The 15,606-nt window shown below is 70.8% G+C and carries 10 protein-coding genes; 9 read left to right on the plus strand and 1 reads right to left on the minus strand.

Annotated elements, in window-relative coordinates; genetic code table 11:
* The first annotated feature begins 97 nt into the window (after positions 1–97).
* Both D7D94_RS12030 and D7D94_RS12035 read left to right on the plus strand, forming a co-directional pair.
* Positions 98–1,204, plus strand: a complete 1,107-nt coding sequence (locus tag D7D94_RS12030) for an enoyl-CoA hydratase/isomerase family protein (protein ID WP_156242844.1) — start codon at positions 98–100, stop codon at positions 1,202–1,204.
* The gene (locus D7D94_RS12035) at positions 1,201–2,034 is read left to right on the plus strand and encodes a TIGR03620 family F420-dependent LLM class oxidoreductase (protein ID WP_156242846.1); all 834 of its coding nucleotides are present in this window, start codon (positions 1,201–1,203) and stop codon (positions 2,032–2,034) included. The genes D7D94_RS12030 and D7D94_RS12035 overlap by 4 nt, the downstream gene beginning before the upstream one ends.
* A 63-nt stretch (positions 2,035–2,097) precedes the next feature.
* Here the strand turns inward: D7D94_RS12035 and D7D94_RS12040 are convergent, their stop codons facing one another.
* Positions 2,098–4,803, minus strand: a complete 2,706-nt coding sequence (locus D7D94_RS12040) for a LamG-like jellyroll fold domain-containing protein (RefSeq protein ID WP_156242848.1) — start codon at positions 4,801–4,803, stop codon at positions 2,098–2,100.
* Positions 4,804–5,080: 277 nt separating this feature from the next.
* Here D7D94_RS12040 and D7D94_RS12045 point away from each other — a divergent pair, with 277 nt between their 5' ends.
* The 7 genes from D7D94_RS12045 to D7D94_RS12075 all read left to right on the plus strand — a co-directional run bounded on the left by D7D94_RS12045 (position 5,081) and on the right by D7D94_RS12075 (position 15,586).
* Positions 5,081–6,103 carry a LacI family DNA-binding transcriptional regulator gene (locus D7D94_RS12045; protein ID WP_156242850.1) on the plus strand — a complete coding sequence of 341 codons (1,023 nt, stop codon included), beginning with the start codon at positions 5,081–5,083 and terminating at the stop codon, positions 6,101–6,103.
* Complete coding sequence (locus D7D94_RS12050; RefSeq protein WP_156242852.1) at positions 6,100–7,626, plus strand: sugar ABC transporter ATP-binding protein; 1,527 nt, start codon at positions 6,100–6,102, stop codon at positions 7,624–7,626. Before D7D94_RS12045 ends, D7D94_RS12050 begins: the two co-directional genes overlap by 4 nt.
* Positions 7,627–7,777: 151 nt before the next feature.
* Positions 7,778–8,767, plus strand: coding sequence for an ABC transporter substrate-binding protein (locus D7D94_RS12055; RefSeq protein ID WP_156242854.1), 990 nt, complete (start codon positions 7,778–7,780; stop codon positions 8,765–8,767).
* A gap of 100 nt (positions 8,768–8,867) precedes the next feature.
* On the plus strand, positions 8,868–10,433 hold the full coding sequence (locus D7D94_RS12060; RefSeq protein ID WP_156242856.1) for a sugar ABC transporter ATP-binding protein: 1,566 nt from the start codon (positions 8,868–8,870) through the stop codon (positions 10,431–10,433).
* Positions 10,430–11,500 (plus strand): ABC transporter permease, encoded by a 1,071-nt coding sequence (locus D7D94_RS12065; protein ID WP_156242858.1) that lies wholly within the window; start codon positions 10,430–10,432, stop codon positions 11,498–11,500. Before D7D94_RS12060 ends, D7D94_RS12065 begins: the two co-directional genes overlap by 4 nt.
* Positions 11,497–12,537, plus strand: a complete 1,041-nt coding sequence (locus D7D94_RS12070; RefSeq protein WP_156242859.1) for an ABC transporter permease — start codon at positions 11,497–11,499, stop codon at positions 12,535–12,537. Before D7D94_RS12065 ends, D7D94_RS12070 begins: the two co-directional genes overlap by 4 nt.
* 151 nt (positions 12,538–12,688) lie before the next feature.
* Complete coding sequence (locus tag D7D94_RS12075) at positions 12,689–15,586, plus strand: immunoglobulin-like domain-containing protein (protein ID WP_156242860.1); 2,898 nt, start codon at positions 12,689–12,691, stop codon at positions 15,584–15,586.
* Positions 15,587–15,606 lie beyond the last annotated feature (20 nt).

The raw sequence follows: 15,606 nt of genomic DNA on the forward strand, positions 1-15,606 counted from the left end.
TTGGCCGAATCCCGAGGGAAACCGTGGGACATCCGGGGGAAACCCCCACAGGAGGGGCCTGTCGGGCGTGCCCCGTGCGAGCGGTAACGTGGCTGACGTGATCGACACCGCCGCGCCCACCCGAGTCCGCTCGATGATGCGCGGCGGGGTCGGACGCCTCACGCTCGACCGCCCCGAGAGCATCAACGCGCTGACGCAGGAGATGCTCGAGACGGTCGGCGAGACCCTCGACGGATGGCGCGCGGAGCCGGATGTCTCGATCGTCCTGCTGCAGGGAGCGGGGGAGCGCGGGTTCAGCGCGGGCGGCGACATCCGCGACCTCCACGCGCGCATCACGGCGGGCGGCGAAGCGGCGGCGGACTCCTTCTTCCGCGTCGAGTACCGGGTCGACGCTGCGGTGGCGGAGTACCCCAAGCCGGTCGTCGCGATCGCCGACGGCGTCACCATGGGCGGCGGCATCGGCCTGGCGGGCAACGCGCACGTGCGCATCGTCACGGAGCGCTCACGACTCGCGATGCCGGAGACCCGCATCGGGTTCTCGCCCGACGCGGGCGGCTCGTGGCTGCTCGCGCACGCGCCAGGGCGCCTCGGCGAGTACCTCGCCCTCACGAGCGACACGATGGACGCGGCCGACGCCATCCACTGCCGCTTCGCGGACCACTTCGTGCCGCACGACAGCATCGAGTCGGTCGTCGACGCGCTCGAGATGCGCGCCGATCCGTCGAGCCCCACCGAGCTCGTCATGCTCTTCGACGAGACGCCGCCCGCCGGGCCCATCCAGCGCGCGCAGCCGTGGATCGATCACGCGTTCGCCGCCGACACCGTCCTGGAGATCCGCCACCGGCTCGAGCAGCTCGTCGCCTCCGGCATCGGCGCGGGGGAGGAGCGCACCCCCGCCTCGGCGCTCGCCGCCCTCGACGAGCGCTCGCCCACCGCGCTCGTCGTGAGCCTCGCGGCCATCCGCTCGGCTCGCGCGCTGCCGTCGCTGCGGCACGCGCTCGAGCAGGAGTACCACCTCATGTCGTGGTACCTCCGCACGCAGCCCGACATGGCGGAGGGGATCCGCGCCCAGGTCATCGACAAGGACCGGCAGCCGCGGTGGCAGCCCGCCACCGTGGCCGAGGTTCCGGACGACACCGTGGGGCGGGCCTTCGCGCATCGCGCCGCACGGCCGCTGTTCTCCGAGACGGAAGGACGATCATGACGCAGAAGTCGGATCTCGGCGCCTGGGGCGTCTGGCGGTCGGCGGGTCAGGCGGATGGCGGCTTCGCCCGTCGCGTGGAGGAGCTCGGCTACCGCACGCTGTGGGTGGGCGGCTCGCCCGCCGCCGACCTCGTCATCGTCGAGGAGCTGCTCGACGCCACGGCGGACCTGGTCGTCGCGACCGGCATCGTCAACATCTGGCAGGCCGACGCCCCGAGCGTCGCGCAGGCCTTCCATCGCATCGAGGACTCCCATCCCGGGCGGCTGGTGCTCGGCATCGGGTCGGGCCACCGGGAGGCGACGCCCGAGCGCGTGAAGCCGCTCGCCGCGCTCGGCTCCTACCTCGACGTGCTGGACGCGGAGGGCGTGCGTCAGGACCAGCGCCTGCTCGCCGCACTCGGCGATCGCACCCTCGCGCTCGCCGCGGAGCGCACACTCGGCGCTCACCCGTACCTCACGCTCCCGCCGCACACCGCGCACGCGCGGACGCTCCTCGGCGACGCGCTGCTCGCGCCCGAGGTGACGGTCTCGCTCGGGTCGGATGGCGATGGTGCGCGCGACGTCGCCCGTGCGTTCTGGGGGCGATACTCCCGCCTGTCGAACTACGTCGGCGCGCTGGAGCGCTTCGGCGCGACGGCCGAGGACCTGGCCGACGGCGGGTCGGATGAGCTCCTCGACCGCCTCATCGCCGGTCCCGACGCCGAGCGTGCGACCGCGGCCATCCGCTCGCATCTCGACGCGGGAGCCGACCACGTCGCCGTGCAGGCGCTCGGCGACGATCCGCTCGGGTCGCTCGAGCGCATCGCGGAGGGACTCGGCGTCTCCCGCTGACGCGAGACCGACGCCGGAGCGCCCCGCCCTCTCCGAGGAGGACGGGGCGCTCCGGCGTCGGCGTCAGCGCGTGCCGCAGGCGAGGGCCTCGAACGCGGCGGTCGCGGTCGCGGCGGTGACCTGATCGGTCACCGTGACCGTGCCCGCCGGAACGGAGCCCAGGCGCGCGTTGAACGCGATCGAGACGGTCTTGCCGGCTCCCAGCGCGCCGAGGGTCTTCGCGCCGTACGGCGTCGAGAGGGTGGCGTCGAGCGGCGCCGCGCTCTCGTTCGTCACGCTGACGGCCAGCACGACCCTGCCCGCGACGCATCGCGTCGAGGTCGCCACCGTCGCGCCGGCGGCCGATGGAGTCACGACGACGTCGGCCGTCACCCTGATGGCGGTGGAGCTGTAGAGCTTCCGGTCCGGCGCGTTCCACGCCGTGGAGCCGCCCGCCCCCTGCCACTGGTTGAGGTTCGCCCCGATCGACCGCACGGTGCCGGTGACGCGCTGGGGTCCCTCCGCATCGGCATCGAGCGAGGCGAGATCCCAGTCGACGGGCAGCGTCGCGACGCCTCGGCCGTAGGCCAGGTTCACCCGCGCCTCCGCGGGCAGCGCGCCTCGCACCTCGGCCGCGGCGCTGCCCGACGGCACCTCGACCGCGCCGAGGTGCGTGTCGACGGCCGACACGGCGTCGGCATTCCGCACGACGTCGTACTGCCCCTTCGTGAGCGACACCACGCCGCCGTGCTTCGTGCTCGGCGCCATGAAGAAGTCGGGCGAGGTGAGCTCCGACCAGCCGGCATCGAGGTCCGTCGTCTCCATCGGGCGATAGCCCGTGCTCGGGATGACATCGACGTAGAGGTACCACTCCTCGGCGTCGTGTCGCGGGAAGACGGCGGGCCCTTCGACCCCGCCGGCGTTGCCGCCGGCCCAGCCCGCGCCGATGCGCGTCTGGATCGTCTTCCAGGTCGTCGTGGGCAGCCACCACTCGCGCGCAGTGGTCGACTCCATGTAGATGCCCTTGCCCAGGCCGTTGTCCTTCGTGATCCGGTAGGTGGTCCCCTCGTTCTGGATCAGCGTCGTGTCGATGGCGTCGGCACCGGCGTCGACGAACACGCCGCCGTACGCGTACGACTCCTGCGTGAAGTCCGTCGTGGCGCCCCACAGCACGCGGCTGTAGGTCGCGCCGGTGTGCGCGCTGTCGGAGTAGACGTTCGACGACCAGTAGAGGACGAACGCGCCCTTCCCCTCCCCGTGGAAGTCCGGCACCCACGTCGCCTCCGGAGCCCACGCCATCCCGAGTTCGGCGTGGGTGACGCCGTCGGCCGTGGCGGCCACATCGAACTGGCGCAGATCGCTCCAGGTGACGAGGTCCTTCGACTCCCACACGTTCAGCTTCGTGCTGCCCTGCGACGACCAGTGGCACCAGGACGTGCAGGATCCCGAGCCCTGGTCGCCGCCGAACACGCGCAGGTCCGTCGCGATGATGTAGTACGTCTCGTTCTCGGGGTTGTACGTCAGGTACGGGTCGCGCACGCCGGTGGTGCCCAGGTCGGACGCGAGGATCGGCTTCCCCCCGTTCAGCGGATCCCACTGCTCCGGGTCGTCGCCGCGTGAGACGTCGAGGTAGATCTTCTCGGCGTATCCGGCCGAGTCCTCCACGAAGTGCACCATCACGTACCCGAAGGGCGTGTCGACGCCGGGAGCCGGCTCGATGGTGACGGGCACGCTTCGAGAGACCTCCTGCCCGCGCACGACCGCGGTCGCGGTGAGTTCGGCCGTCATCGCGGGCTCGCCGGTCTCCGGCTGGGCGACGGTGGCGGTGCGGCCGTCCGCGGCCACGGTCACCGCCGGGTCGGACGACGACCATCGGACGATCCCGCCGTAGTCGGGAAGCGTCGTGCTCGCCTCCTCGAACACGACGTCGGCGACCCCGGCCAGGGTCTTCTGCGCGGTCTCCCGGTGCGCGTCGGAGTGGATGGCGCCGTCGGCGTCGGAGACCGCCGCCACCTCCTCGGCAGCGAGCGCGCGGTCGTAGACCCGGAACGTCGACACCTCGCCCTTGTAGAAGGGGTCGGGGTAGGGGGAGCGGCCGATCGCGTTGAGCGACTGATCGGTGAGCGCGGCCGGCGTGAGGTCCGTCGCCGTCTTCCCCACCAGAACGCCGTCGACGTAGAACGACAGGGTGTGCGCGGAGCCGTCGAGCACCGACGTCAGGCTGTACCAGCGGTCGGCCGCGAGAGGGCCCTTCGCGGGCGCATTCGCCTCGCCGCGATTGCCCGAGGTCGTGATCGCCGTGCGCGCGACATCCCGCACGGAGGTGAACCAGTACTGGCTGGTCGCGTCGTCGCCGATGTTCCAGAGGAAGTTGTAGCTGCTCTTCATCGTCGCGTCGAGCTTCGTCTCGATGGTGATCGAGGCGGAGTCCTCTCCGCTGAGCAGGTCGGCGGGCAGACGCACCCAGTCGGCCGTCGTGCTCGACTTGGAGCCGCCCGTGAGCACGAGCGACGACCCCGTCCAGAGCGAGTCCGAGCCGTTGACCACCTCCGCCGCACCGGGCCCGTCCGCGACGAGGTTGGAAACGGCGGTGCCGCTGGTCTGCGAGAAGGCGTACTCCGCCACGAGTCCGTCGCGCGGCGCTTCGCCATCTCCGTCCGCTTCCGATGCGGCGGCGCTCGCCGGCAGGCCTGCGGCGACCAGGGCCGCCCCGGCCAGCACGGCGGCCGACGCGCGGATGCGCTGGAACCGCACGCGAAGCGGATCCCGAAGCGAGGGGTCTGAGGACACGGCAGCTCCTTTGCTGAGACGGCGCGACAGCGCGCACGGTGAGGACAGTCGACCGCGAAGGTCCGGCCGCGGCGAGGCGGGCGTTGTTCCCGGTAACAGTCAGCCGTCATGCTAGCCGTCTCCGCTCCGCAGGACCAGTGCCGCGATTCCCGTCGGAGGACCCGCCGTGTTCCCGCTACCATCGACCTGCTGGCTATGCTGAGGGGGCCGAGCGCGAGGCCGCGCGGCACCCTCGGCCGTCGTCGCGGCCGGCGGCCCCGAAGGCGATGGAGAGCACGTGGCGACCAGCGGTGCCGACAAGCCGAACATCCGGCAGGTCGCCCAGCTCGCCGGCGTCTCGCACATGACGGTCTCGCGGGTTCTCAACGACTACCCGCACATCAAGGAGGCCACGCGCCGCCGGGTGATGGAGGTCATCGAGGAGCTCGACTACCGGCCGAACATGGCGGCGAGAGCGCTGGCCACGCAGAAGAGCCGGCGGATCGGCGTCGTCGTGGAGAGCGCCGTCGAGTTCGGACCGACGAGCACGCTGCGCGCGGTCGAATTCGCCGCCCGCGCATCCGGCTACGCGGTCAGCTCGATCGCGCTGCGCGACGGCGACGAGATCACACCGCAGGAGGCGGTGGACAACCTCACCGCTCAGGGCATCGACGCGCTCTGCGTGGTGGCGCCGCGGTCGTCGTCGGTCGCCGCGCTGCGCAAGATCTCGATCAGCATCCCGGTCCTCGTCGTCAAGCCCGACAAGGATCCGACGTTCCTCACCGTCTCGGTCGATCAGCAGGAGGGGACGAAGCTGGCCGTGGACCACCTGGTGTCGCTCGGGCATCGCGACATCCTCCATCTCGCCGGCCCTCTGGATTGGCTGGACGCCCGTGCCAGGGAACGGGCCTTCCACGCGCGCGCGAAGGCCTGGGGCATCCGGGAGCGGCCGATCGTCGTGGGCGACTGGACCGCCGACTTCGCGTACGACTTCGCCATGGGCATCCGATCGATCCCGGAGTACACCGCCGTCTTCGTCGCGAACGACGAGATGGCGGTCGGGCTCGTCCACGGCCTGCACGACCGGGGGATCTCGGTCCCCGACGACCTGAGCGTCATCGGCTTCGACGACGTGCCGCTGGCCGCCCACGTGCTTCCGCCGCTCACGACCGTGCGGCAGAACTTCCATGCGCTGGGGGTGTCCGCCGTCGACATGCTGCGCGCGGCCATCGAGGAGCGGGAGATCCCCCGGGTCACCCGCATCCCCGCCGAGCTCGTCGTGCGCTCTTCCACGACCGCCCCGCGGGAGACGGGCTCATGACTGCCGGGCGCCCGGTCATCGAGATGACCGGCATCGTGGTGGAGTTCTCCGGCGTGCGGGTGCTCGATGACGTGGACCTCACGCTGCGGGCGGGCGAGGTGCACGCGCTCATGGGGGAGAACGGCGCGGGCAAGTCGACCCTGATCGGCGCGCTCACCGGCACTCTCGCCATCCGCTCGGGCGTGGTTCGCGTCGACGGCGAGGAGCGCACGCCCGTGGGCGTCGCGCGCAGCCGCGCCGAGGGCATCGCGACCGTGTTCCAGGAGACGCGGCTCAGTCCGCAGCTGACCGTGGCCGAGAACGTGATGCTCGGCAACGAGGTCCGCGGCAGGTTCGGCATCGACTGGAGGGCGAATCGCGCCCGAGCCGGTCAGGTGCTCCGGCAGCTGGGCCTCGCCGACCTCGACCCGCGCACGCCGCTGTCCGTCCTGTCTCCCGCGGTCAAGCAGCTCGTCGCCGTGGCTCGAGCCCTCGTGGTGGAGCCGCGCGTGCTCATCCTCGACGAGCCCACCTCGAGCCTCGACGCCGCCGAGGTGCAGACGCTGCTGCGGGTGGTCCGGACCCTCCGCGACCAGGGGGTGGCCATCCTCTTCGTCTCGCACTTCCTCGAGCACGTCTTCGCCATCGCCGACCGCATGACCGTGCTGCGCGGTGGGCGGGTCGTGGGGGAGCACCTCGCCGCCGAGGTCGACCGCGCGGACGTCATCTCCAAGATGATCGGCGAGGACATCGAGGCGCTGCGGGCGCTTCGCTCCGAACGGCTCGCGCATCACTACGAGGCCTCGGGCCAGCAGACGCTGCGCGCGGCATCCCTCGGTCGCCGCGGCGTGCTGGAGCCGACGGATCTGGAGCTGTCGCGGGGAGAGGTCGTCGGCTTCGCGGGGCTGCGCGGATCCGGACGAACGGAGCTCGCCCGGCTGCTGGGCGGGGTGGAGAAGGCCGACACGGGCGAGCTCTGGGTGGATGGCCGGCGCGTGCAGCTGCGCGGGCCGGGTGCGGCCCTGCACCATCGCGTCGCGATGTCGACGGAGAACCTGCGCGAGGACGGCATCATCGACGGCCTGACGGCCCGCGAGAACATCGTGCTCGCGCTCCAGGCCTTGCGCGGATGGTCCCGGCCCCTCTCCCGCGGCGAGCAGGACGCGCTCATCGACACCTACCTCGACGCGCTCCACCTCGATCCCGACGACATCGACCGTCCCGTCGAAGAGCTCTCCGGCGGCACGCAGCAGAAGATCATGCTCGCCCGGCTGCTGGCCACGCGGCCGCACGTGCTCATCCTCGACGAGCCGACCCGCGGCATCGACATCGCCGCCAAGCTCGACATCCAGCGTCGGGTCGCGCAGCTCGCCGGGGATGGGGTGGCGGTGGTCTTCATTTCCTCCCAACTCGAAGAGGTCGTGCGGCTCAGCGATCGCATCGTGGTGCTGAAGGACCGCGAGAAGATCGGCGAACTCAGCAACGGACCCGGCGTCACCGTGGACACCATCGTGGAGATGATCGCGGCCGACCTCGACGAGTGATCACGATCGGGAAACGCTCTTGCGGAGAACAAATTGTTCCCGGTAACATCTCGAGCACGACGCACCATCGCGTCACTGCAATCAGCGATGGGTCCATGACGGATCCACGTTGCCGGGCGACCCTGCGCCCGGTATCTCGAGGAGGAGAACCATGTCTGCAAAGAAGCGCGTCATCCAGCTGCTGGGCCTGGCCAGCGTCGGCGCCCTCTCGCTCGGCCTCGCCGCCTGCTCCGGCGGTGCGGACGCCTCCAGCGGCGAGGACGTCACCACGATCGGCTTCGTCGCGGTCGGCCCCGAGGGCGCCTGGCGTGAAGCCAACGAGAGCAACATCCAGGACACGTTCACCGAGGACGCCGGCTACGAGCTGAAGTACGCGCCGGCGACGAACCTCGACCAGAAGTCGCAGATCGACGCCTTCACGTCGTTCGTCGACGAGGGCGTGGACGTCATCCTCCTGTCGGCGACGGAGGGCTCGGGCTGGGAGGACTCCCTGAAGCGCGCCCAGGAGGCGGAGATCCCCGTCATCCTCATCGACCGCGGCATCGAGCCCGACGACAACAGCCTCTACGTCACGCGGATCGCTCCCGACAACATCGAGGTCTCCACGTCGGTCGCGGAGTGGGCGACGTCGCAGTTCCCGGACGGCGCGAACTACTTCGTACTCGAGGGCCCCGCGGGCGTCTCCGTCGTCAACGAGCGCAACGAGGGCTTCGACGCCGTCGTCGGCGGCGAGTCGGGCTTCACCAAGGTCGGCGCGCAGACGGCGAACTGGTCGACGGAGGAGGCGAAGAGCGTCGTGGAGACGGTGCTCAAGTCCAACGGCAACGACGTGCAGTTCATCTTCGCCCAGAACGACGAGATGGGCCTCGGAGCGGTGCAGGCCGTCGAGGAGGCCGGCCTCACCCCGGGTGAGGATGTCAAGGTCGCGACGATCGACGGCACGAAGGGCGCCCTCGAGGCGCTCGCCGCCGGCGAGCTGAGCTTCGTCGCCGAGTACAACCCGCTGTTCGGCGAGACCGCGCTCGACGTGGTGGAGACCGTCCTCGACGGCGGCGACGTGGAGCCCTACATCGTGGTGCCGAGCGAGACCTTCGACTCGCCCGAGGCGGCCGAGACCGCCCTCCCGGAGCGCAAGTTCTGACCCACTGAGGCCGACGCCTCTCTTCGGTGCGGGGCCCTCGCGGCCCCGCACCCTCGGACCACCCGCGACGGCGCTCGCGGCGACAGATGTGGAGCATGCGATGCCGGATTCGCTTCCGATCGTGGAGATGAAGGACATCTCGATCTCCTTCCCCGGCGTGAAGGCGCTCGACGAGGTGAGCTTCCGGCTCTTCCCCAGCGAGGTGCACACGCTCATGGGAGAGAACGGCGCGGGCAAGTCGACGCTGATCAAGGCGCTCACCGGCGTCTACCGGATCGACGAAGGCGAGATCCGCATCGCGGGCGAGCCTCGCCGCCTCGGCGGCACCGCCGACGCGCAGAGCGCGGGGATCTCGACGGTGTACCAGGAGGTGAACCTCTGCGCGAACCTGACGATCGGCGAGAACGTGATGCTCGGGCACGAGGTCAAGGGGGCGGCGGGCATCAACTGGCGTGCCACGCACCGGGCGGCGAGCGCGGCCCTCGAGAAGCTCGGCCTCGGCCATCTCAATCCCAAGCAGTCGCTGGCCACCCTGCCGCTGGCCATCCAGCAGCTGGTCGCGATCAGCCGGTCGATGGTCGCCCAGTGCAAGGTGCTCATCCTCGACGAGCCCACCTCCAGCCTCGACGCGAACGAGGTCGAGCAGCTGTTCGGCGTCATCCGTCGCCTCCGCGACCAGGGCGTCGCCATCCTCTTCGTCTCGCACTTCCTCGACCAGGTCTACGCGATCAGCGACCGGCTGACGGTGCTGCGCAACGGCCGATTCGAGGGCGAGTACCTCACGCGCGAGATCGAACGCGGCCAGCTCATCTCCAAGATGATCGGCAAGGACATCGCCACGCTGAAGTCGCTCGACGCGAAGGCCGCACGACGCGTGCGCTCCGACGAGTCGGCGCTGTATTCCGCGAAGGGCATCAGCCGCAAGGGCGCGCTCGAGCAGGTCGACCTCGACCTGCACCGCGGCGAGGTCGTCGGCATCGCCGGCCTGCTGGGCTCCGGCCGCACAGAGCTCGCGCGCCTCGTCTACGGCGCCGATCGCGCCGACACGGGCGAGGTCACCCTCCGCGGGAAGAAGGCCGACATCGGCGCTCCCGCCAAGGCGCTCGCCGAGCGGATCGCCTTCTCAAGCGAGAACCGCCGCGACGAGGGGATCATCCGCGACCTCAGCGTCCGCGAGAACCTCATCCTCGCGGTGCAGGCCAAGCGCGGCTGGGCTCGACCGCTGCCGCGACGCGAGCAGGACGAGCTCGTCGAGAAGTACATCTCGGCTCTCGGCGTCCGACCGGCGGACCCCGAGCGGCCCATCCGCCTGCTGTCCGGCGGCAACCAGCAGAAGGTGCTCCTCGGGCGCTGGCTGGCCACGGATCCCGAGATCCTCATCCTCGACGAGCCCACGCGCGGCATCGACGTCGGCGCGAAGGCGGAGATCCAGGAGTACGTCGCCGCGCTCGCCGACCAGGGGCTCTCGGTGGTCTTCATCTCCTCCGAGCTCGACGAGGTGGTGCGTCAGAGCGACCGGATCATCGTCCTGAAGGACCACCGCAAGATCGCGGAGCTCGAGGCCGGGCCCGGAGTCTCGGCCGATTCCATCGTCACCATCATCGCCGAGGACGGCCTCGACGACGAGACCGCGGACGTCGCCGTCCGCGAGGAGGTCGCATCATGAGCGCGAGCACAGCGCGCCCCGGCGAGGCCCTGAAGGGCCTCCTGAAGCACCAGTACGTATGGGGCGTCGTCGCCATCGTGCTGCTGCTCATCGTCAATCTCATCAAGGACCCGGGCTATCTCGCCATCAGCGTCGGCTCATCGGGCAATCTCGTCGGCAACGTCATCGACATCCTCCGCGCGGCCGCCCCGATCATGCTGATCGCGGTGGGCATGTGCCTGGTGGTCGCCACGGGCGGCATCGACCTCTCGGTCGGATCGGTGATGGTGGTCGCCGGCGCGGTGTCCATGGAGCTCCTCAAGGCCATGGACGCGCCGAGCTCGTTCGGCGCCGCGATGGCCGCGCTCGCGCTCGTGGTCGTCGTCAGCGCCGCGCTCGGGGCCGTCAACGGCGTCCTCGTGTCCGTGGTCGGTCTGCAGCCCTTCATCAGCACCCTCGTCATCATGCTCGCCGGACGCGGGCTGGCAAAGGTCATCACGGGCGGGCAGAACACGGCCGCGACGAACGACTCCTTCCGCTGGATCGCCAACGGCTACGTGCTCGGTCTGCCGGTCGTCTTCCTCCTCGCGCTGCTCATCGTCGTCGCGGTGGGACTGCTCGTGCGGCGCAGCGCCCTCGGTCTCATGCTGGAGGCGATCGGGATGGACGCGAAGGCCGCGCGCCTCGCCGGCGTCAACCGCCGCGCGCTGCTGCTCACGGTCTACATCGTCAGCGGCATCCTCGCCGGCATCGCCGGCGTGTTCGCGACAGCCAGCGTGATGACGGTGGACGTCTCCCGCACCGGCTACCAGCTGGAGCTCGACGCCATCCTCGCCGTCGTCATCGGCGGGACCTCGCTCGCCGGCGGCAAGTTCAACGTGACCGGCGCCGTCGTGGGCGCGATCCTCATCGCCACCCTCGACAAGACCGTCGTGTTCCTGGGCGTCTCCTCCTCGGCGACGCCCGCCTTCAAGGCCATCGTCATCGTCGCGCTCTGCCTGCTGCAGTCCGAGCGGGTGCGGCGCATGTTCCGTCAACGTCGGGCGGGCGCTTCCCGCTCCGTCAAGAGAGAGGTCGTCGCGGCATGAGCGCTCTGACCACGTCGCCGGCGACTCCGCCGGCGCAGCATCGAGGCGACTCGCTTCTGAAGCGGCTGTCGCTCCACCTCGACACGCTCCCGACCGCGGCCGCGATCATCATCTTCCTCGGGATGATCATCTACGGCGAGGCCGCATACGGGCAGATCGTGCAGTTCAACACGCTGTCGAACCTCCTCATCAACAACGCGCACCTCATCATCCTCGCGGTGGGCCTGACCTTCGTGATCATCACGGGCGGCATCGATCTGTCGGTCGGCGCCATCATCGCCTTCAGCAGCGTCGCCGGCGTGCTCCTCATCAACGCCGGCTGGAACCCGTGGCTCGCGATGGTGCTCATGGTCCTCATCGGGACGGTCTTCGGCGCCGTGTCGGGAGTGCTCATCCAGTACTTCAACGTGCAGCCCTTCATCGCGACGCTCGCGATGATGTTCCTCGGGCGCGGCCTGGCGTCGATGCTGAGCACGGTTCCCGAGCGGCTCGCCGACGACTCGGCCGTCCGCCTGCTGGGCGTGCAGGTGAAGATCCTCGACGGCCCGAAGGTCAATGACATCGTCATCACACCGGGCGTCCTCATCGCCGTCCTCGTCGTCGCCGCGGCGTTCTTCGTGCTGCACCGCACGCGCACCGGGCGCACCGTGTACGCGATCGGCGGCTCCGAGCAGTCCGCGGCGCTCATGGGCCTCCCCGTGACCGCCACCAAGCTCTGGGTGTACGTGATCAGCGGAACGCTGGCGGGCCTCGCGGCCGTCGTCTACACGGCGCGACTGGGAAGCGCGCAGAACATCACCGGCATCGGCTGGGAGCTGGATGCCATCGCCGCCGCCGTCATCGGCGGCACGCTCCTCACCGGCGGCGCGGGCTTCGTGCTCGGCTCCGTGATCGGCGCGCTCGTCCTGGGACTCATGAACGTCCTCATCACGCGCGACGGCGGCATCCCGCCGGAGGCGACGACCATCATCACGGGAGGAATCCTCCTCGTGTTCGTGCTGCTCCAGCGGGCCGTGCTCGCCCGCCGCCGCGAGTAGCGCCCCCGACTGCGCCGGCGCCTCATCGACCGAACGGGTCTGAGGCGCCGGCGCCACCCGCTCCCGGGCGCGCCCGATCGGCGCGCCATCCGAACGACCGCGACGTCGACGACGACGTCGTTCCCACCTCGAAGACGAGAGGCACGCACCCGTGCGAACACTGCTCCGCCCCACCGCCGTCGGCATCGCCGCGGCCCTCACCATCGGCCTCGCCGCCGCCAGCGCGCCGGCTTCGGCCGCCGACGTGGAGCCCCTGCTCCACTACTCCTTCGACGCCGCGCCCGCAGACGGCGTGACGATCGCGGATGTCAGCGGGCACGGCCACGACGCCACGCTGCGGCAGTCGGGCGCCTCCTTCTCGGATGGCGTCCTCTCCCTTCCCGGCGGATCGGCCTCGAGCGCGGCGGCGTACGTCCAGCTGCCGTCGGCCGCCCTCGCCGGCAAGAAGGACCTCACGGTGTCGGCGTGGGTGCAGACGCGCTCGGGGGCGGGCAACGTGTCCGCGGCCTTCGTCGGGGCACCCGTCGCCTCCGGGGCGTCCTATTCGAGCGCCTACTGGCTGCTGAACCCGTCGAACCTCAGCGGCTATGTGAAGTCCGTGATCACGAACACCGCGAACCCCTCCGCCCCCTGGGGCACTGAGGTCGGCGCCGGCGCGACGGGAACGCCGACATCCGGCGTGCGCACACCGGCGGGGATGGCGCTCTACACGACGGTCATCGACGGCACCAACGGCAAGCTGACCGTCTACGTCAACGGCGCGAAGGTGTCGGAGAACACCATCGCGCGCAACGTCTCCAGCTTCGGCAGCAGCCTGGTGGCCTATCTCGGCCGCTCGACGTACTCGGACGCGTTCTTCGCCGGCGACTACGACGATGTCGCGATCTACGACGCGGCGCTCGACGCGAGTCAGGCAGCGGGCCTCTACAGCGACGGCGCCCTCGACCGCGCGGTGGCCTCGGTCGAGCTCCCGAGCACGGCGGAGCAGGACTTCGCGCTGCCGACCACGGCATACGGCGCCGCCATCGCCTGGAGCTCCGACAGCCCGGCCGTCACGGTCGGCGCGGGAGGCGCTGCGTCGGTCACGCGTCCGGAGCCCGGCTCGGGAGACGCGAGCGTGACGCTGACCGCCGTCTTCACCGCCGGCGGCGCCTCGCGCACCGAGCGGTACGCGCTGACGGTGCCGGAGGACCTCACCGACGCGCAGAAGGCCGACGCCGACCTCGACGCGATCCAGCTGGCGAACCTCGACGACGTCCGCACGAACCTCTCGGTGCCCACGCGGGGTGCGAACGGCGCGTCGATCTCGTGGGCGCTGTCGGACTCCGCTCGCGCGACCCTGCGCGAGGGATCTGCGGCGGACACCGAGACGGTGGTCGTGGAGCGGCCGGCGGCCGGACAGCCGAGCGCGGAGGTCATCGCGACCGCCACCGCCCGGGTGGGCGACGCCGTCCGCACGCGCGCCTTCACGCTGAAGCTGCAGCCGCTCCCGGCGGGCGACGCGGAGGAGGAGGAGGCGTACGTCTGGGCGTTCTTCACGGGCGAGGGCGACGGCGCCGAGCGCGTGAGCCTCGCGGCCTCCCGCGGCAACGACGCCCTCAGCTGGAACACCCTCAACGAGGGGCAGCCGATCTTCACCTCCACGCAGGGCACGCAGGGGCTCCGCGATCCGTTCATCATCCGCTCGGCGGAAGGCGACCGCTTCTACATGCTCGCCACCGACCTGAAGGTCGCGGGCCTCGCGGGCGGCTTCGACACGGCGCAGCGCACGGGCTCGCTCCACATGGAGGTGTGGGAGTCGAACGACCTCGTGCACTGGTCCGAGCAGCGCCACGTGAAGGTGTCCGGCGACAACGCGGGCAACACCTGGGCGCCCGAGGCGTACTGGGATGAGGAGCTCGACACCTACGTCGTCTACTGGGCCTCCAACCTCTACGACACGACCGACCCCGCGAAGCGCACGGCGGTCACATACAACCGCATGATGTACGCCACCACCGACGACTTCGTGACGTTCTCGGAGGCGAAGCCGTGGGTCGACGTCAAGCGCGGCACCGGCCGGGGGACGATCGATGCGAGCATCGCGCGCGTCGGCGACACCTTCTACCGCTTCCTGAAGGACGAGGCCTCCATGACCATCCGTCAGGAGAAGTCGACCGACCTGCTCGCGACGGTGACCGGCGCGCTTCCCGATGCGACCGGCCCCGCCGACGAGTGGACCCTCGTCAAGGACAAGGTGGCGACGGGCCTGCCCAACGGCGAGCCGGGCGGCACCTTCACGCAGGGCGAGGGGCCGAGCATCTTCCCCGCCAACGAAGGGGACGTGAACGAGCACGAGTGGTACCTCTTCATCGATCAGCCCTCGTACCACGCCGGGCCGAACTACTACATCCCGTTCGCGACCGACGACATCGCGGATGGTGACGCCTGGGAGCCGGTCGGGGCCGCGCTGCGCGCGAACCTGCCGCAGAACGCGGACGGCGGCAAGCCGCGGCACGGCACCGTGCTCCCGGTGACCCGCGACGAGTACGAGGCGGTGCTGCGCTCGTTCGCGCCGGACATCGCCGTGGCGAAGGCCGACGCGATCGCCGTCGACACGACCGCCGGCACCGCGCCGGTGCTGCCGGGCGCTCACCTCACCATGGCCGACGGCACGCAGCAGGACGTCGCCGTCGCCTGGAACGAGATCGACGCCGCGTCGTATGCGAAGGCCGGCACGTTCACCGTCTCCGGCGTCGCACAGGACGCATCGCGTGCACCGGTCCAGGCCACCGTCACAGTGACCGCACCGCTCGAGGTCGTGGCCTCCGCGCGGTGCCTCGCCGGGAAGGCGACCATCGCGGTCACCGCGAAGAACGTCGGCGACGACCCGATCGACGTGACGCTGACGACGGCGTACGGCGCGAAGACGATTCCCGGGCTGAAGCCGGGGGCGAGCTCCTCTGCCGCCTTCAGCACCCGCAAGGACAGCATCCCCGCCGGAACCGTCACCGCGACCGCCGACGGCGCCACCATCGGCGCCGCCTACCCCGCGACCGCCTGCCGCTGACCCGGGAAACGGACGAAACG

The organism is Microbacterium oryzae (assembly GCF_009735645.1).
GTDB classification, from domain to species: Bacteria; Actinomycetota; Actinomycetes; order Actinomycetales; family Microbacteriaceae; genus Microbacterium; species Microbacterium oryzae.

Bases quoted from the DNA above. Each gene is read 5' to 3' on its own strand.
- D7D94_RS12065 (WP_156242858.1), top strand. From the start codon at position 10,430: ATGAGCGCGAGCACAGCGCGCCCCGGCGAGGCCCTGAAGGGCCTCCTG.
- D7D94_RS12035 (WP_156242846.1), top strand. From the start codon at position 1,201: ATGACGCAGAAGTCGGATCTCGGCGCCTGGGGCGTCTGGCGGTCGGCG.
- D7D94_RS12060 (WP_156242856.1), top strand. From the start codon at position 8,868: ATGCCGGATTCGCTTCCGATCGTGGAGATGAAGGACATCTCGATCTCC.
- D7D94_RS12070 (WP_156242859.1), top strand. From the start codon at position 11,497: ATGAGCGCTCTGACCACGTCGCCGGCGACTCCGCCGGCGCAGCATCGA.
- D7D94_RS12050 (WP_156242852.1), top strand. From the start codon at position 6,100: ATGACTGCCGGGCGCCCGGTCATCGAGATGACCGGCATCGTGGTGGAG.
- D7D94_RS12055 (WP_156242854.1), top strand. From the start codon at position 7,778: ATGTCTGCAAAGAAGCGCGTCATCCAGCTGCTGGGCCTGGCCAGCGTC.